The following is a 16,524-nucleotide window of genomic DNA, read 5'->3' on the forward strand; positions in this document are numbered from 1 at the left end:
TTGCCTTGCAGTGAGAGGTTGCGCGGGCGCCCCACCAAAACCGGGGTCGCTCAGAAAGAAAAATCCGCCAGGCGAGAAGAACGTGCGACGCAGCTAGTCGTCATCGTCGTCCCCATCTTCGTCATCGTCGTCCCCATCGTCGTCATCGTCGTCCCCATCGTCGTCATCGTCGTCCCAGCCGTCGTCATCGTCCTCGTCGTCATCGATGGCCTGGGGAGCTTGTGGCGCGGGCGGATTGGGCGCGGGCGCTGTATCGGTCTCGGGCGGAACCGGCGCGACTCCGTCGTCTTCGTCATCGTCAAGATCGTCAAAACCGTCATCGTCCCAGTCGTCCGCATCGTCAAGGTCATCGTCGTCGGACGCGCCGCCAACCGGCACCCCCGATCCCTCGACCACCACGCGATGGTCGAGGTGAACCTCCAGCTCGATCACGAGCCGGTCCTCGGTCGCCGTCTTCCACTCCTCGTCATCCGATTCGACCGTCAGCTCGATCGTGCCGCCGTCCCCAAGGTAGCCCTGCTCCTCGGCCCTATTTGCCAGGTCGTCCGAGACGTCGTCGATCGTCCTTCCGTAGAACGAGAACCCGCTCACCAGCGCCTCGCCGTCAGCGTTTTCTCCCTCCACGTCCACGACGCGGTCAAAGCGGTTGACCTCCATGCTCACCTCGGGGTTGATACGCATGTAGACGGTGCCAATGGGTAGGCGCCACACGACGCCGCCGGCGATGACGGCGACGACGAGACACGCCGCGGCGGCGATCAGTCCCACGCGCCTGCGCGTCCTTCTCGCCTTCCGCGCCTCAAAGGCGAGCAGCTGACCCTCATCAAAGATGACGACGTCATCGACCTCCTGGCCGACTTCGTATCCGAGGTTGGGAACCCGCACGAAGCGCCCCTCCTCGTCGAGCGCCACGGCATAGCTCGCAGCGCACTCCAAGATCAGGTAGCTCATCGACCGTCACCTCCCCCGCTGCCCACGATTTTGCACAGGTGGCCACGAATTATTTCGAACCCGTTGGTGTAGGCAAGCAGCAGCGCCACGAGGTAGGTTCGATGGCGCTCGAGCGTCTTCTTCTCGACCCCAGAGCCGCGAGCAAGATCGGAAATCGGCAGCTTCTTGGTGGCAAGGAGCCGCTCCAGGAGGCCGGGGTTGGCACGGGCATGCTCGAGCGCCCGCCCGCACGCCTCGAGCGTGCGCTGCTGGCGCGGGCAACTCTCGGTCACGTCAAAGAGCGAGATGCCGAACTCCTTGAGCTGCGCCGTGAACTCCGCGATTTCCGCCCGGCTCGCAAGGCGCGCCTCGCGCTCCGCGATCTCGTCCTTCTCGGCAGCAAGCCTCTCGACAAGCGGGCGGTCGTCCTCGTCGTCGGCCGTCGACCGACGCTCGTCGAGGGAGAGAACCTCGGCGTGACGGCGTTCGCGACGCCTGAAGTCAATCAGGCGGTTCTTGATGCTCAGGGCCGCAAGGGGAAGAAATGCGCCCCGGGATCGATCGTATGACATAACCGCCTCGTGGAAGGCAAACATGGCAATCCCCAGCTCGTCGTCGCGCCCCTCCCGCGGAGGCCGGCCCATGAACTTGGCCGTCTCCGCCTTGATGAACGGAAGGTAGCTTCGCACCAGCTCGTCAGCGGCGCGCGGGTCCCGCTTGGCCGCACGGACGCGAACGACTATCTCCCTGTTCTCTCTCATCGTCTCCCCTCGACAACAGGATGCGAAGGCACCGCTCCAAAACCGGGGTCGTTTGCAGAAAATGCCTGAAAGGTTCAGGTTACCGGCCCCATGCCGCAACAACGTAAGCCCCGTGTAAGAAGCGGCGGGCGGCAAAACCGGGCTCGCTAGTATGCCCTCTCCGCAAGGCTTTTCTCGCCAACTGGGCAAATGCGAGGGAGCAGTCACGAAAGGCATACTAGCGAGCCCAGAGACGACCACAGCGCCTTTCTGTCCGGGCCAAGGCGCATAATGGGGCGAGAAGAACCCGACGACAGGAGCCCCATGGCGGACCTCACGCCCCTCGACATCCTGCGCACCACCTTCGGCTACTCGAGCTTCCGCCCGCACCAGGCCGAGATTGTGGACGCCGCGCTCGCCGGACGCGACGTGCTGGCCGTCATGCCCACCTCGGCGGGCAAGTCCGTCTGCTACCAGGTGCCCGCCCTCGCGCTGGCCGCGCGCACGGGGGGCCTCACGCTCGTGGTCTCCCCGCTCATCTCCCTCATGGCCGACCAGGTTGGTGCGCTGCGACAGACGGGCGTAGCGGCGAGCTTCCTCAACTCCACCCTCTCCGCGGGCGAGCGCGCAAGCGTGCTCCACGGCATCGCCTCGGGCGCGCTCGCGCTTGTCTACGTGGCACCGGAGCGCCTCGACGACCCGACCTTCCTCGAGACCGTCGCCGCGCGCGGCGTTGGCCTGCTCGCCGTGGACGAGGCTCACTGCATCTCGCAGTGGGGCAACGACTTCAGGCCCAGCTACCAGCGCATCATTGAATTTCTCGAGGCACTTCCCGCACGCCCGCCGGTGATGGCGCTCACGGCAACGGCCACGCGCGCCGTGCGCAAGGACATCGCCGCGGCGCTCGGACTCTCCGACCCGTTCACCGTCATCGCGAGCTTTGACCGGCCAAACCTCTCCTTCGCCGTGTCCCGGCCGCGGGGCGGCGCCGAGAAGGACCGGATGCTCGTCGCCTTTGTCCGACAGCGCGCCACGCTCTCCGGCATCGTCTACTGCTCGAGTCGGCGTGCCGTTGAGGAGGTGTGCGACCTGCTGTGTGACGAGGGGCTCGCGGCCACGCGCTACCACGCGGGCCTCCCCGCCGAGGAGCGCGAGCGCAACCAGGAGGACTTCCTCTACGACCGCTCCCGCGTGATGGTGGCCACCAACGCCTTTGGCATGGGCATCGACAAGTCCAACGTGAGCTACGTGGTCCACTACAACCTGCCGCTCAGCCTCGAGAACTACTACCAGGAGGCGGGGCGCGCCGGACGTGACGGCACCAAGGCGGAGTGCCTTTTGCTCTACTCCCCCGGCGACGTGCACACGGCGGAGTTTCTGCTCTCGCGCAGCGAGCCGCGCGAGGGCCTCACGCCCGAGCAGATAGAGACGCTTGCCGAGCGCGACGCCGAGCGCCTGCGCCAGATGGTCTTCTACGCCACCACCACCGAGTGCCTGCGCGCCCACATCCTGCGCTACTTTGGTGAGGAGGCTCCGGCCTACTGCGGCAACTGCGGCAACTGCCTCACGGACTTCGAGGAGGTGGACGCCACCACCGACGCCCTCAAGGTCGTGAGCTGCGTGGCGCGCATCGCCCAGCGAGGACGCAGCGCGGGGGCGTCGATGATCGTGGACGTGCTGCGCGGCTCGCGGGGCGAGAAGGTCCTGCGCCGCGGCTTTGACACCCTCTCGACCTACGGGATCATGGCCGACGTTCCCGCGGCGCGCGTGCGCGCCATCCTGGATGAGCTGGTCTTCCGCGGCGTTCTCGCGCGCACGGGCGGGGACTATCCGGTGATCGCGCTCACGGCGGCGTCGGGAGCGTTTCTGCGCCGCGAGGCCCCCTGGGACGAGCCGTTCGTGCTCAAGGTCGCAAAGGGCGCGCCACGCGTCGAGCGCGCTGTCGCCGCGCCTGCCAAGACCCGCGCCGCGACGGACGTCTCCGAGCTCGACGAGGCGGGTCAGGAGCTCTATGCCCGGCTTTCGGAGCTTCGGGGCGAGCTCGCGCGCGAGCAGGGCGTGCCGTCATACTTCATCTTCTCCAACGCCACCCTCGTGGACATGTGCGCCAAGCGGCCGAGAAACGCAGACGAGCTGCTCGGCGTCTCCGGCGTGGGCGCCAAGAAGGCCGAGCGCTACGGCGAGCTCTTCCTCGAGAAGATCAACGGGTAGTAGCGGGGACTGGGTTGACAGTCGCGACTGTCAACCCAGCTCCACGGTATAGAGCGGCTTGTAGCGAGCGCCATCCGGATCGAGGATGCTGCGGAACAGCGTGACGCGCGTCGCCTCGTCCGGCAGCGGGAAGGCCAGGTCCCCCAGTGCCCCACGAGGCACGCGTGCCCGTCGGGCCAAAGTGACGTGCGGCAGGAAGTCCTTCTCGTCATAGGCAAGCCCGCGGGCGGAAAGCTCCCCGCGCACCCGCGCGGCAAGGTCCATGAGCCGGGGGTCCTTCTCGATGCCCAGCCAGAGCGTGGCGTCACGGGAGCGCCCAAAGGTGCCGAGGCCCGTCGCACGCAGCCGCACGGGGCCCGCGCCCGCGCACGCCGCGTCGAGCGCAGCCATCGCCGATCGCGCCTCCGCCTCCCCCACCTCGCCGAGAAACGCCAGGGTGAGGTGGTGGTTCTCGCCCGACACAAAGCGCCCCGCACACGCGGCCTCGAGCCCGCGCGCAAGCCCCGCGACCTCGTCCGCAAACGCCTCCGGCAGCTCCAGCGCAATGAACGCCCTCATTTCTCCCTCCTTCCTTTCTCACACGGTATCAGAACAAGTGTTGCAGTGTTTGTGACCGACGCGCAAAGGGCAATTGCTGTCCGGCGGACGGGGCATCATGGGATGACGACAAGAACGCGCGTTTGGAGCAAGCATCGTGGAGAGCGCCTACCTCTGCATCGACCTCAAGTGCTTCTATGCCTCGGTCGAGTGCGTGGACCGCGGGAAGGACCCCTTCGAGCACCGGCTCGTGGTGGCGGACCCCACGCGCGGCCCCACCACCATCTGTCTCGCCGTCTCGCCGGCCATGAAGGCGGCCGGCGTGCGCAACCGCTGTCGCGTCTTCGAGATTCCAGACGGGATCGATTACGAGATGGCGCCGCCGCGCATGCGCCGCTACATGGAGGTCTCGGCAGACATCTACGAGCTCTACCTGAGGTACTTCTCGCCGGAGGACATCCACGTCTACTCCATCGACGAAGTCTTCATCGACGTGACCCCCTACCTCGCCCTCTACGGCAAGACGCCACGCGAGCTGGCCACGATGCTCATGGACCTCGTGCTCCGGGAGACGGGCGTGTGCGCCACGGCGGGAATCGGCACCAACCTCTTTCTTGCCAAGGTGGCGCTCGACATCACGGCCAAGCACGTGGACGACCACATCGGCGAGCTCGACGAGGCCCGCTACAAGTGCCTCATCTGGCCGCACCGCCCCATCACGGACGTCTGGGGCATCGGCCCGGGGATCGCGCGGCGCCTCGCCCGGATGGGCGCGCACGACATGGGCGGCGTGGCGCTTCTTCCAGAACAGGCGCTCTATGACGAGTTTGGCATCAACGCCGAGCTGCTCATCGATCACGCCTGGGGCGTCGAGCCCTGCACGATGGCGGAGATTCACGCCTACAGGCCCAAGGCGCACTCGCTGGGCTCCGGGCAGGTCCTCATGCGCGACTACAGCTTCGAGGAGGCACGGGTGATCCTGCGCGAGATGGTAGACGGCCTCGTGCTCGACCTCGTGGACAAGGGCCTGGTCTGCGGGCACGTCTCGCTCTTTGCGGGCTATGCCCGCGAGCGCCTGTCAGAGGCCGAGAAGAGCGCGCCCGCGCAGGTCTTCACCGGCGAGCACGGGACGCGCGTGCTGGGCCGCCATGACGAGGCAGCCAACGCCTCGCGCAAGCTCGCCGAGGCGACCAGCTCCCGCGAGGCGCTCACCGCGGCGTTTCTGGCGCTCTTCGAGGAGATCGTCGACCCCAATCGAGCCGTCCGGCGCATCAACATAGCCATGGGCGAGCTTGTGCCGGAGGAGTACGCGGAGCTCACGCTCTTCTCGGACCCCACGGCGGACTCGGACGAGAAGAGCCTCGCCCGAGCCACGATGGCCGTGAAGCGTCGGTTTGGCAAAAACGCGCTTGTGCGCGGGATAAGCCTGCGCCCGGAGGCCACGGCGCGGGAGAGAAACCAGCAGGTCGGAGGACATCATGAGTGACCAGCAGCCAAGGCGTCGCGTCGACCGCGCGGCGCAGTTCATGCCGTTTGCCGCGCTCACCGGCTACTACGACCTCATCCGCGAGCGCGCCGCCGCCCACGGCGCGCCCTCGGACGGAAGGTGCTCCCCTACGCCTGGCGATAGTGCGCGAAGAAGTCCGCAAGATCCGTCATCGCCTCGCGCAGAACCTCCATGCGCGGGAGGTAGACGATGCGGAAGTGATCGGGCTCCGGCCAGTTGAAGCCGCCGCCGCGCGTGATCAGGATGCGCTTCTCGTGCAGCAGATCAAGGGCGAACTGCTCGTCATCGGTGATGTTGAACTTCTTCACGTCGATCTTGGGGAAGATGTAGAACGCCGCCTTGGGCTTGACCGCCGTGATGCCGTCGATGGCGTTGAGCGCCTCGTAGACGTAGTTACGCTGCTCGTAGACGCGCCCGCCCGGCTCGACGTAGCGCTCCACGCTCTGATAGCCGCCGAGCGCCGTCTGGACGATGGACTGCGCCGGCACGTTGGAGCACAGGCGCATGTTGGAGAGCATGTTGATGCCGTAGATGAAGTCGCGCATGCAGCGCTTGTTGCCCGAGAGGACCATCCAGCCGATACGGTAGCCAGCGACCATGTGAGACTTGGAAAGGCCGGAGAACGTGACGCACGGCAGATCAGGTGCGAGGGCGGCGATGGAGATGTGCTCGTGGCCGTCCATGCACAGACGGTCGTAGATCTCGTCCGAGAAGATCATGAGCTGGTGGCGCCGCGCGATATCCACGATCTGCTCAAGCACCTCGCGCGGATAGACCGCGCCGGTGGGGTTGTTGGGGTTGATGATGACGATGGCCTTGGTGTTGCTCGTGACCTTGGCCTCCATGTCCGCGAGGTCGGGCGTCCACTCGGCCTGCTCGTCGCAGAGGTAGTGCACCGGGGTGCCGCCCGCGAGCGTGGCGCACGCGGTCCAGAGCGGGTAGTCGGGGCTCGGGATCAGAATCTCGTCGCCGGTGTCGAGCAGCGCGTTCATGCAGAGCTGGATGAGCTCAGAGACGCCGTTGCCCGTGTAGATGCCGTCCATGCTCACGTTGGGCAGATGCTTGATCTGCGCGTACTGCATGATGGCCTTGCGCGCGGAGAAGAGGCCGCGGGAGTCCGAGTATCCCTCGCAGTCGGGCAGCTGCTGGCGCATGTCGTGCACGACCTCGTCGGGCGTGCGGAAGCCAAAGGGCGCGGGGTTGCCGATGTTGAGCTTGAGGATGCGCAGGCCCTCGTCCTCCATGCGGGCCGCCTCGTCGGCCACCGGGCCGCGGACGTCGTAGAGGACGTTGTCGAGCTTGTTGGACTTCTTGAACTCACGCATAGTGGCGCTCCTTTTTGTGGACGTGCTGGCAGAGGGGGTCGTGGGGGCGGTCTCAGGCCGCGCGGAAGCTCGCGCGCCGTCTGCCGTGGCAAGCCACGTCTCCGGGACGCCCAAGATGTCCGCCAGCAGGCGAAGCGTCGTCGCACGCGGGACGACCTTACCGCTCACGTATTGGCTGACCTGGCTTTTTCCCAGGCGCTCGCCACGCTGCGCCGCAGCGTGGATGAGGTCGGCCTGCTTGAGGTTCTTCTCGCCCATCGCCCGCCGAAGGCGGTCCGCAAAGGTCTCCTGGAGCATCCGGCCTCCCGTAGTTCAATTCTGGCAACAAGATTGAACTTCTCCTGCAACAAGTTCAATATCGACACTCTATCACAGATTTAAATTGAACTTTGGAATAACATCTGAACGCCGTATCATCGTCGCAGGACGTCCCGAGGAGGATCGATGCCCAGAGAGACCAAGCAGGCCAAGATCGACCGCGCCGTCGAGGTGTGCCGACGCCTTGACGAAAAGTACGGCCCGGTCGAGTGCTTTCTCGACCACGCGAGCCCCTTCCGCCTGACCATTGCCGTCCTGCTTTCCGCACAGACCACCGACGCCCAGGTCAACAAGGTGACGCCGGCGCTCTTCGAGCGCTTCCCCACGCCCGAGGCCATGGCCGCCGCCTCGCCCGCCGAGGTGGCAGAGTACATCCACAGCCTCGGCTTCTATAAGTCGAAGGCGCGCCACTGCGTCGAGTGCGCCCAGATGATCGTCTCCGAGTTTGGCGGGGAGGTCCCGCACACGATGGAGGAGCTCACGCGCCTGCCCGGCGTGGGGCGCAAGACCGCCAACATCGTGATGAACGTGGGCTTTGGCATCGTCGAGGGCATCGCGGTGGACACGCACGTCAACCGCATCGCTCACCGCCTTGCGCTCTCGCCCAAGACGCACGAGAAGGAGCCGCTCAAGACCGAGCAAGACCTGCTCAAGCTGCTGCCGCGAGAGCTCTGGGGGCCGGTTAACCACCAGTGGATCAAGCACGGGCGCGACACCTGCTCGGCGCGCGCGCCCAAGTGCGACGGCTGCGTCCTCGAGGACATCTGCCCGAGCGCCCACCGCTGCTAGGGCTATCTGTAAATTGGGGACAGGCTTTCTGCTAATTGGGGACGTGTTATTTCGTGCAGACCGTTTGGGACAGGTTTGATGGACAAACCTGTCCCAAACGGTCTGCACGAAATAACACGTCCCCAATTAGCAGAAAGCCTGTCCCCAATTTACAGATAGCGGCCCGTGACGCTCTGCTCGCATGCCGCGACCTGCTCGGGCGTGCCTGCGCACACAATGCGGCCTCCCGCATCGCCCCCTCCGGGCCCCATGTCGATGACCCAGTCGGCGGCGGCGATCATGTCTAGGTCGTGTTCGATCACCACGACCGTGGCGCCGTTGTCGATGAGCCGCTGCAGCACGCCGAGCAGCACCTCCACGTCGAGCGGGTGCAGCCCGATCGTGGGCTCGTCAAAGACGAAGAGCGCGTCGGCCTGGTTGCGCGTGAGCTCGCTCGCGAGCTTGAGGCGTTGGGCCTCGCCGCCTGAGAGCGCCGGCGTGGCCTCGCCCAGCGTGAGGTAGCCGAGGCCTAGGTCGTGCAGGACCTCGAGCTTGGCCTTCGCCGATCGAAGACCCGTCTCCGCCAGCACCTCGCGCGCCTGGTCGACGGTATAGGACAGCAGCTCGGGCAGGCTCACGTCACCCGACAGCCTAACCTCCCATGCCTCGCGGCCGTAGCGTGCGCCGCCGCAGTCCGGGCACGGGATGTCCACGTCCGGAAGAAACTGCACGTCAAGCGAGATCTGCCCCGTGCCGTCGCACGTGGGACAGCGCAGCGACCCGGTGTTATACGAGAACGCCCCCGCCTTGAGGCCGCGCTCGCGCGCCTCTGGGAGCTTGGCGTAGGCGCGCCGCAGGTCGTCGAGGACGCCGGAGTAGGTCGCCACCGTCGAGCGCACGTTGGCGCCGATGGGCGTCGCGTCGATGAGGTTGGCTCGGCGCAGACCCGCGGCGTCAACGGAGCGCACGTGAGCCGGCAGCGCCTCCCCTACGATGGCGGCGCGCAGGCCGGGCACCAGGCTCTCCAGCACGAGCGTCGTCTTCCCCGAGCCCGAGACGCCCGTCACCGCCGTGAGGCGCCCCCGCGGGATCTCCACCGAGAGCGGGCGCACGGTGTGGATGGCATCGGTCTCAATCCGAAGGGCGCCTGTCGAGAAGACCTCGCTCGCCGCCACCCGCTCCCGGGCGCGCACCTGCCGGGCGCCGGAGAGGAAGGGGCCGATTCGCGACTCCGGGCTCTTCTCGACCTCCGCGACGCTGCCCTGGACTATGACGCGCCCGCCATCGGCACCCGAGCCCGGGCCGATCTCCACGAGATGGTCCGCATGGCGCAGCACGCGCACGTCGTGGTCGACCAGCACGACGGAGTTGCCGTCCGCCAGCAGGTCGTCCACCACGCCGAGAAGTCCCTCCACATTGGAGGGATGAAGGCCGATCGAGGGCTCGTCCAGCACATAGAGCACGCCCGTGGTCCGATTGCGCACGGCACGGGCGAGCTGGACGCGCTGGCGCTCGCCCGTGGAGAGCGTCGAGCTCGCCCGATCGAGCGAGAGGTAGCCCAGACCCAGCTGCTGGAGGCGACAGATGGGCTCGTCGGTCTCCGCGCAGATTGTCCGGGCCATCTCGCGCAGGTCGTCCGGAACAAGCTGCGGCACCGTGGGCACCCACGTCGCGAGCTCATCGAGCGTCAGCGCTGTCGCATCCGCGAGGTTCATGCCGTCGATCTCGGGCCCGCGCGCCGCCGCCGAGAGGCGCGTGCCGCCGCAGTCCGGGCACACGTCCTCGCGCAGGAACCGCGACACGCGCGCGAGGCCCTTCTCGTCCTTGGCCTTGGAGAGCGCGTTCTTCACCGTGTTCACCGCGCTGTAGTAGGTAAAGTCCATCTCGGCGAAGGACTCGCCATTCTTGGCCCTGTAAAGGATGTGCCGCTTCTCCATGGGCCCGTGGAAGACAATCTCGCGTTCCTCGGGCGTGAGCTGGTTGAACGGCACGTCGGTGCGCACCCCAAAAGAGCCGCAGACCTGCTTCATGAGGTCCCACATGAGCGAGCCCCACGGCAGGACCGCCCCGTCGTCGATGGAGATACTCTCGTCGGGCACGAGCGAGGCCTCGTCGACGGTGCGGACGACGCCGGTGCCCCCGCAGGTGGCACAGGCACCGCCGCTGTTGAAGGCGAGATCCTCCGCGCCCGGCCCCATGAACTCGACGCCGCAAACGGGGCAGCGCGTGGCGCGCCCGAGCGCCACGTCCATGCTCGGCGGCACGCGGTGCCCGTTGGGGCACACGTGACTACCGAGACGCGAGAAAAGAAGGCGCAGGTAGTTGAGGAGCTCGGTAGAGGTGCCAAAGGTCGAGTGCACGCCGGGCACAGCAGGACGCTGCCGCAGGGCAAGCGCCGCCGGAACGTGCAGCACCTCGTCCACCGTGGCGCGGCCCGTCTGGGCGATGCGCCGCCGCGTGTAGGTGGAGAGCGCGTCCAGGTAGCGGCGCGACCCCTCCGCATAGAGCGTGCCCAGCGCGAGCGAGCTCTTTCCCGAGCCGGAGACGCCGGCGATCCCCACGAGCTCGTTCAGGGGGATGTCCACGTCGACGTCCTTGAGGTTGTGGACGCGGGCGCCCCGCACCTCGATGTGGTCCGGGGCGGGACGGGGCGCCGTCAGGGCGCGCGGGGGCATGCTAGACCAGCTTGCCCTTGCAGTGATCGACCATGTGCTGGATCATCTGGGCAGTCCAGCCCACGTAGTCGCGACGACGGGCCCTGAGCTGGCCGTCGACGAGCTCGTCGAAGGACACCTTGATCTTGGCGAAGCGTGTGACCTTGGAGACCTCCTCGTGCGTGAGGCAGCTCTCCTCGACCTTGGCGCCGCCCAGGCCCATGAGGACCTTGGGGTTGTACATGACGTGGACCTCGTCCTTGTCGTCCTGGAAGGCGATGATGGCCTTGGTCACGCCGATCTGGTTGGCGGCCAGGCAGACCGCGTCGTCGATGGCGGCAAGCGTGTCAACGAGGTCCTGAGCGACCGGGGCGTCCTCAGCGGTCGCGAGCTCGCACGGGGTGGAGAGGATGGCGTCGTCGTGCACCAGGTCCTTGATCATGAGAATCCCTTCGAACTTCATGTGCGGTTTTGCTGCTCACGATAGTATAGCCATGTCACCCAGACACGTCGCCGCATGCACTTTTGCCCTTCAAGCCATAACTGGGGTCTGCGGAAAACAAAACACGCCTTCAATCCATGAGGTTTTGGCCCTTTCGGACAAGAAAAGTTTATGAGGGCCAACTCTTATCTGGGAAAACGCTGCCGATGCCGCGAGATGCCACCCCTCTTGAGGCTAAATCCCATGGATCGAAGGCACGTTTTGTTCTCGGCAAGCCAGTAATATGGACTTAAGACCAGTTTTGCAACCCGCCCAGTGCCCCTCAATACGAAGCGAGGTCCCATGTTCAACGTCGTGCTCGTGACGCCGGAGATTCCGGCGAACACGGGAAACATCGGGCGCACCTGCGTGGTCACGGGGTCTCGTCTTCACCTCGTGTGCCCGCTTGGATTCTCCCTGGACGAGAGGTCGCTGCACCGAGCGGGGCTCGGATACTGGGAGAGTCTCGATGTCACGGTACATGAGAGCTGGGACGCGTTTCTTGACGTCGTGGGACCGGACGCGCACCTGCACCTTCTCACCAAGAAAGCCCGACGCACCTACGTCGAGGCCCGCTACCATGACGGCGACTATCTCGTCTTTGGCTGCGAGAGCACGGGGCTTCCCGAGGGGCTGCTGGCTGCGCACGCAGACCGCTGCGAGCGCATCCCCATGCTGCCCGACGCTGCCTCGCTCGAGAACGCCCAAAGCTGGGGTGCGTCGGATGAGCGCTGCGACCACGCCGCGCTTCTTGCCCAAGACGTCTGCGGCAACTTCGTGAACCCAGAGGATTACCGCATCAGTGCGCTCAACCTTTCCAACGCCGCCGCCATCGTGCTCTACGAGGCCCTGCGCCAGACCGGGTTTCAAGGGATGTGAGGAACATGACCCACTGTCACACCGTCGCCGACCGCACGCCCGAGCTTGTGGAGCAGCTCGTCGACGTATGGGAGCGCTCCGTGCGCGCCACGCACACGTTCCTCTCCGAGGTCGAGGTCGCCCAAATCAAGCCGTTCGTCCCGCAGGCGCTCGCAGGCGTGGAGACGCTCGTCACTGCCGAGAAGGACGGTGTGCCCGTGGGCTTCATGGGCGTGGAGGGCGGCCGCCTGGAGATGCTCTTCCTCGACCCTGACGTCCGCGGCCAGGGCCTCGGCCGCCAGCTCCTCGAGCACGGCATCGAGCGCCTTGGCGTGACCGAGCTCACCGTCAACGAGCAGAACCCGCAGGCAGTGGGCTTCTACGAGCACCTGGGCTTCTCGACCTATCGCCGGACGGAGCTCGACGAGCAGGGGCGTCCCTACCCGCTGCTTTACATGCGGCGATAGCCGAGGCTCGCCTCCCCCAGCTGGAACGCGTCGAGCGCGGCGAGGCCGGCGGCGAGACGCTCCCCCACGTGCTGCATGTGGTTGCCAGGGCCGAGCGACACGTCCACCTTGCAGCCGCGTGCGCGCAGAATCTCCGCGCACGCGGCGAGGTCCTCCTCGACGTGGCGAAACGGCAGCCCCGCGCGCTTCTCCTTCTTCCCCACCGAGAAGTACGCGTAGCGCCCCGAGCAGTCCGGCGCATTTGCGCGCAGCCAGTCGACCCAGCCCTCGTACCAGACCGAGCCAGAAAGGCACGCGCACGCGCAAAGACGCGGCTCGCGCGCGAACGCGTAGAGCGCGAAGAGCCCGCCGAGCGAGTAGCCACAGATGGCATGGGGTCCGGGCGCCCGGTCGAGCTGCTCGGCGAGCGAGGCGAGCGTCTCGTCCGCATGGCCGCCAAAATCCCTCTCACCCGGGCGCAGCGAAGGCGCGGGCCACGGCGTGAGCGCATCGCCCCAGTCCGCAACCGGCACGCTCACTGCGCGCGACCGCAGCCCCTTGGCCGCCTCCGCCACGGGAAGCGGGTGCTCTGATGAATCGATGACGTAGATCACGCAGCTCCTTCGCTCAAGCGGCCAGGCCCATTGTCGCAGAGACTCCGCCGGAACTTTTCCAAATTCCCCCTTGCACTGTGTATAGGTGTGTATATACTGTATTTACCGGGTATACACGGTTGGCTCGTGGGAGACGTCCTGGCGAGCCGGCACGGAAGGACGCGATTTGGACATCATCATCTCCAACTCCAATGGCAAGCCCATCTACGAGCAGATCATCGACCAGATCAAGGCGGCGATCGTCTCGGGCGAGCTCGCGGAGGGCGAGCAGCTCCCCAGCATCCGTGCCCTGGCCAACAGCCTGCGTGTGAGCGCGATCACCACCAAGCGCGCCTACGCGGACTTGGAGGCGGCAGGCCTCATCGAGACGGTGCAGGGCAAGGGCACCTACGTCGCCGGCGGCAACGCCGAGCTCATCCGCGAGGAGCAGCTGCGCCAGGTGGAGGCCCACATGACGCGGGCCGTGGACGCCGGGCGCGCGATGGGCCTCACAGACAACGAGCTCTCCGAGATGTTCTCCCTGGTACTGGAGTGACGCGCGAGAAGGACCTCGCGCAGAAAGGACGTCACATGAGCACGGGCATCGCCAGCGGCACTCTCATAGAGGCCCGCGGACTCACCAAGCACTACGACGGGTTCTCCCTAGAGGGCGTGAGCCTCACGGTGAGCGAGGGCGAGGTCGTGGGCTTCATCGGCCAGAACGGCGCCGGCAAGTCCACCACCATCAAGGCTCTTCTCGGCCTCTTCCCCACCGACGGCGGCACCTCGAGCGTGCTCGGCGTACCAAGCGACGAGCTCTCGCGCGCGTCCGGCGCGGCGGTGAAGGAGCAGGTCGGCGTGGTCTTTGACGCGATCTCGCTGCCGGAGCACCTCAAGGTCGCTGACGTGGGCCGCATCTACGAGCGCGCCTACGCCACCTGGGACGCGCGCCGCTTCGGACGCCTTGCCGCCGAGTTTGGCCTGGACGCCAAAAAGACCGTGAAGAGCCTCTCGCGCGGCATGGGCATGAAGCTCTCTCTTGCCTGCGCCCTCGCGCACGGGGCGCGCCTGCTCATCCTCGACGAGGCCACGGCCGGCCTGGACCCCATGGCGCGCGACGAGGTGCTCGACCTGCTGCGCGACTTTGTGGCGCAGCCCGGCCACGCCATCCTCATGAGCAGCCACATCACGAGCGACCTCGAGCGCATCGCGGACCGCATCGTGTGTATCGATGCCGGGCGCATCGTCTTTGACCTGCCCAAGGACGTCATCACCGACGAGATGGGCGTCGCGCGCTGCCGCGTGGCGGATCTCGAGAAGATCGCGGACTCGGGCGTCGTCCCGAATGCCGGACTGCGCTACCTGCGCCACGACTACGGCATCGACGTGCTCGTCCCCGACCGCTTTGCCTTTGCGGAGAGCTTCCCGGAGATCCCGGTCGACCGCATGACCATCGACGACTACATGACCCTGACGCTGAAGGGCGGTGTCCGATAATGAAGCGCGCGTTCCTCCTTGAGATGACGATCTTCCGCGACTACGCCCGCCAGCTCGTGGGCCTGGGGCTTCTCGTGAGCCTGTGCATCGGGCTCGGCATGCAGACGCCGCTCGCGATGCCGGCCACCCTCACCTGCATGTTCTTTATGATGAGCGCGATGGGCCTGGCCGCCTACGACCAGCTCAACCATTGGGAGCTCTTCCGGCTGACGCTGCCGCTCTCCCGGCGCGACGTCGTGCTCGGCCGCTACGCCGCCATCGTGACGTTTGGCCTCACCGGCATGGTCGTGGGCGTGGTCGCAGCGCTCGCGGCGACGGCCGTCGTCTCAGCGATCGGCCTGCCCGGCGAGGTCGGCGAGGCGTTCGCGTTCGATCCGGGCATGCTCTCCGTCATGGCCGTCGTCACCTGCTTCACCCTGCTCATCGGCTCCGTGGTGGCGAGCATCGTGACGCCGCTCTACTTCCGCCTGGGCCAGACGCGCGCCACGCAGATCCTGCCCACGGTGATCGTGCTGCTCTTCGTGGTGCCGGTGGTCATCCTGGGCAACAGCGGCATGCTCGACGGCGGCATTCCCGGCATGGAGCTTCTCTCCGCCGCGCTCGAGGCGCTCGACACGCCGGCCGGCATGACCGTGGGCTGCATCGTTCTTATCGCCCTGTCGGCCGTGGCGCTGGCGATCTCCGCAGCCGTCTCGCTCAAGCTCTACGAGAAGCGCGAGCTGTAGACCGCCCTTCCTCCGCCTCATAGTACGCATAGCTCTAGTTTTGCCTAAAATCCAACTGGGAATATATGAAAGTCAACCGAACTGTGCGTACTAGCATTCCAGCAAGCGAGGGCGTCATGGCACACATCACCGAGAAGGACCTCTGGGCGGAGCACGACGGTATCCGCGTGTACGGTCGGCTGCGCGTGCCGGACGCCGCCGCTCCCCTGCCCGCCGTGATCTGCTCGCCGTTTTTCAGCGGCGACCACGAGACGGCCGGGGAGTGGGCCGCGCCGCTCGCGGAGGCGGGCATCGTCACCTGCGCGATCGACTTCTTCGGCGGCACGCCGCACTCGCGCTCGGGCGGGCGCACCACCGAGATGTCCGTCTGCACGCAGGCAGCCGACCTCTCCGCGGTGCTCGACGTCGTGCGCGCGCTGCCCGAAGTGGACCCCGACCGCATCTACCTGCTCGGCCAGAGCCAGGGCGGCTTCGTGAGCACGATGGTCGCCGACGAGCGCCCGGCCGACGTGGCAGGCCTCTTCCTGCTCTATCCCGCGCTCGTGATCCACGACGACGCCGTCGGGCGCTTTGGGTCCCCGGACGCCGTGCCGCAGACGTACGAGATGTGGATGGAGCTCGGCCGCCGCTATGCCGTGGACGCCCTGGCCTGGGACCCGTTCGAGCATATGAGCTACCCCGGCCCCGTGCGCATCTGGCAGGGCGACGCCGACCCGCTCGTGCCGCTCGCCTACGCTGAGCGCGCGGCGCGCACCTACGCCAACGCCGAGCTCGAAGTGGTCCACGACGCCGGGCACGGCTTCTACGGCATCCGCATGCGGCGCATCACAGAGCAGATCGTCGCGTCAATCACGGGCGCGTAGCCATTCTGCCGCGAGGGGCCCTCACCGCCTTTCACCTATAATGGGCAGCTGCAACCATCCGCGCGAGAAAG

Annotated in this window: 16 protein-coding genes; 9 read left to right on the forward strand and 7 right to left on the reverse strand. The window is 66.7% G+C overall.

The genetic code is table 11. The annotated features are described in order from the left end of the window. Positions 1 to 93: 93 nt before the first annotated feature. On the reverse strand, positions 94 to 951 hold the full coding sequence (locus NW198_RS04215) for a hypothetical protein (RefSeq protein WP_258340130.1): 858 nt from the start codon (positions 949 to 951) through the stop codon (positions 94 to 96). Continuing rightward, a complete protein-coding gene (locus NW198_RS04220) occupies positions 948 to 1,691 on the reverse strand; it encodes a sigma factor (RefSeq protein WP_258340131.1) in 744 nt (247 codons plus the stop codon). Before NW198_RS04220 ends, NW198_RS04215 begins: the two co-directional genes overlap by 4 nt. A 303-nt stretch (positions 1,692 to 1,994) precedes the next feature. Here NW198_RS04220 and recQ point away from each other — a divergent pair, with 303 nt between their 5' ends. Next, the gene (recQ, locus tag NW198_RS04225) at positions 1,995 to 3,881 is read left to right on the forward strand and encodes a DNA helicase RecQ (protein ID WP_258340132.1); all 1,887 of its coding nucleotides are present in this window, start codon (positions 1,995 to 1,997) and stop codon (positions 3,879 to 3,881) included. A 30-nt stretch (positions 3,882 to 3,911) separates the two neighbouring features. Here recQ and thpR read toward each other — a convergent pair whose 3' ends face one another. Beyond that, positions 3,912 to 4,439: an RNA 2',3'-cyclic phosphodiesterase gene (gene thpR / locus NW198_RS04230; protein ID WP_258340133.1), complete on the reverse strand. Its 528-nt coding sequence runs from the start codon at positions 4,437 to 4,439 to the stop codon at positions 3,912 to 3,914. 133 nt (positions 4,440 to 4,572) lie between these two features. Here thpR and NW198_RS04235 point away from each other — a divergent pair, with 133 nt between their 5' ends. Beyond that, the gene (locus NW198_RS04235) at positions 4,573 to 5,904 is read left to right on the forward strand and encodes a DNA repair protein (protein WP_204204646.1); all 1,332 of its coding nucleotides are present in this window, start codon (positions 4,573 to 4,575) and stop codon (positions 5,902 to 5,904) included. 128 nt (positions 5,905 to 6,032) lie between these two features. Here NW198_RS04235 and NW198_RS04240 read toward each other — a convergent pair whose 3' ends face one another. Beyond that, positions 6,033 to 7,547, reverse strand: a complete 1,515-nt coding sequence (locus NW198_RS04240; RefSeq protein WP_258340134.1) for an aminotransferase class I/II-fold pyridoxal phosphate-dependent enzyme — start codon at positions 7,545 to 7,547, stop codon at positions 6,033 to 6,035. A 147-nt stretch (positions 7,548 to 7,694) separates the two neighbouring features. Here NW198_RS04240 and nth point away from each other — a divergent pair, with 147 nt between their 5' ends. Beyond that, positions 7,695 to 8,357: an endonuclease III gene (gene nth, locus NW198_RS04245; RefSeq protein WP_087314838.1), complete on the forward strand. Its 663-nt coding sequence runs from the start codon at positions 7,695 to 7,697 to the stop codon at positions 8,355 to 8,357. Between the two features lie 149 nt (positions 8,358 to 8,506). Here the strand turns inward: nth and NW198_RS04250 are convergent, their stop codons facing one another. Both NW198_RS04250 and NW198_RS04255 read right to left on the reverse strand, forming a co-directional pair. Beyond that, entirely contained in the window at positions 8,507 to 11,011 is a 2,505-nt protein-coding gene (locus NW198_RS04250; RefSeq protein WP_258340135.1) for an excinuclease ABC subunit UvrA, read from the reverse strand. Between the two features lies 1 nt (position 11,012). Further along, the gene (locus NW198_RS04255) at positions 11,013 to 11,432 is read right to left on the reverse strand and encodes a peptide deformylase (RefSeq protein WP_087314842.1); all 420 of its coding nucleotides are present in this window, start codon (positions 11,430 to 11,432) and stop codon (positions 11,013 to 11,015) included. Positions 11,433 to 11,774: 342 nt separating this feature from the next. Here NW198_RS04255 and NW198_RS04260 point away from each other — a divergent pair, with 342 nt between their 5' ends. Together NW198_RS04260 and NW198_RS04265 are read left to right on the forward strand one after the other, a co-directional pair. After that, positions 11,775 to 12,350 carry a tRNA (cytidine(34)-2'-O)-methyltransferase gene (locus tag NW198_RS04260; RefSeq protein WP_258340137.1) on the forward strand — a complete coding sequence of 192 codons (576 nt, stop codon included), beginning with the start codon at positions 11,775 to 11,777 and terminating at the stop codon, positions 12,348 to 12,350. A gap of 5 nt (positions 12,351 to 12,355) precedes the next feature. Then, entirely contained in the window at positions 12,356 to 12,796 is a 441-nt protein-coding gene (locus NW198_RS04265) for an acetyltransferase (protein WP_258340138.1), read from the forward strand. On the opposite strand, the gene NW198_RS04270 is transcribed toward NW198_RS04265, so the two are convergent. Further along, positions 12,781 to 13,389, reverse strand: coding sequence for an alpha/beta hydrolase-fold protein (locus NW198_RS04270; protein WP_258340139.1), 609 nt, complete (start codon positions 13,387 to 13,389; stop codon positions 12,781 to 12,783). The two genes, NW198_RS04265 and NW198_RS04270, sit on opposite strands and share 16 nt — an antisense overlap. A 166-nt stretch (positions 13,390 to 13,555) precedes the next feature. Between NW198_RS04270 and NW198_RS04275 the strand changes: the two genes are divergently transcribed. From NW198_RS04275 to NW198_RS04290, 4 genes are all read left to right on the forward strand, one after another. Beyond that, positions 13,556 to 13,924 carry a GntR family transcriptional regulator gene (locus NW198_RS04275; RefSeq protein WP_258340140.1) on the forward strand — a complete coding sequence of 123 codons (369 nt, stop codon included), beginning with the start codon at positions 13,556 to 13,558 and terminating at the stop codon, positions 13,922 to 13,924. A 35-nt stretch (positions 13,925 to 13,959) separates the two neighbouring features. Next, a complete protein-coding gene (locus NW198_RS04280) occupies positions 13,960 to 14,865 on the forward strand; it encodes an ABC transporter ATP-binding protein (protein WP_258340141.1) in 906 nt (301 codons plus the stop codon). Next, entirely contained in the window at positions 14,865 to 15,590 is a 726-nt protein-coding gene (locus tag NW198_RS04285) for an ABC-2 transporter permease (RefSeq protein WP_258340142.1), read from the forward strand. Before NW198_RS04280 ends, NW198_RS04285 begins: the two co-directional genes overlap by 1 nt. Before the next feature lie 116 nt (positions 15,591 to 15,706). Further along, positions 15,707 to 16,453: a S9 family peptidase gene (locus tag NW198_RS04290; protein WP_258340143.1), complete on the forward strand. Its 747-nt coding sequence runs from the start codon at positions 15,707 to 15,709 to the stop codon at positions 16,451 to 16,453. Positions 16,454 to 16,524: the final 71 nt, after the last annotated feature.

This window comes from Thermophilibacter sp. ET337 (assembly GCF_024733715.1).
Classification (GTDB): domain Bacteria; phylum Actinomycetota; class Coriobacteriia; order Coriobacteriales; family Atopobiaceae; genus Thermophilibacter.

Excerpts from the sequence above, each read along its gene's own strand:
- NW198_RS04215 (WP_258340130.1), bottom strand. The coding sequence starts at position 951 with ATGAGCTACCTGATCTTGGAGTGCGCTGCGAGCTATGCCGTGGCGCTC.
- NW198_RS04220 (WP_258340131.1), bottom strand. The coding sequence starts at position 1,691 with ATGAGAGAGAACAGGGAGATAGTCGTTCGCGTCCGTGCGGCCAAGCGG.
- recQ (WP_258340132.1), top strand. The coding sequence starts at position 1,995 with ATGGCGGACCTCACGCCCCTCGACATCCTGCGCACCACCTTCGGCTAC.
- thpR (WP_258340133.1), bottom strand. The coding sequence starts at position 4,439 with ATGAGGGCGTTCATTGCGCTGGAGCTGCCGGAGGCGTTTGCGGACGAG.
- NW198_RS04240 (WP_258340134.1), bottom strand. The coding sequence starts at position 7,547 with ATGCTCCAGGAGACCTTTGCGGACCGCCTTCGGCGGGCGATGGGCGAG.
- nth (WP_087314838.1), top strand. The coding sequence starts at position 7,695 with ATGCCCAGAGAGACCAAGCAGGCCAAGATCGACCGCGCCGTCGAGGTG.
- NW198_RS04250 (WP_258340135.1), bottom strand. The coding sequence starts at position 11,011 with ATGCCCCCGCGCGCCCTGACGGCGCCCCGTCCCGCCCCGGACCACATC.
- NW198_RS04255 (WP_087314842.1), bottom strand. The coding sequence starts at position 11,432 with ATGATCAAGGACCTGGTGCACGACGACGCCATCCTCTCCACCCCGTGC.
- NW198_RS04260 (WP_258340137.1), top strand. The coding sequence starts at position 11,775 with ATGTTCAACGTCGTGCTCGTGACGCCGGAGATTCCGGCGAACACGGGA.
- NW198_RS04265 (WP_258340138.1), top strand. The coding sequence starts at position 12,356 with ATGACCCACTGTCACACCGTCGCCGACCGCACGCCCGAGCTTGTGGAG.
- NW198_RS04280 (WP_258340141.1), top strand. The coding sequence starts at position 13,960 with ATGAGCACGGGCATCGCCAGCGGCACTCTCATAGAGGCCCGCGGACTC.
- NW198_RS04285 (WP_258340142.1), top strand. The coding sequence starts at position 14,865 with ATGAAGCGCGCGTTCCTCCTTGAGATGACGATCTTCCGCGACTACGCC.
- NW198_RS04290 (WP_258340143.1), top strand. The coding sequence starts at position 15,707 with ATGGCACACATCACCGAGAAGGACCTCTGGGCGGAGCACGACGGTATC.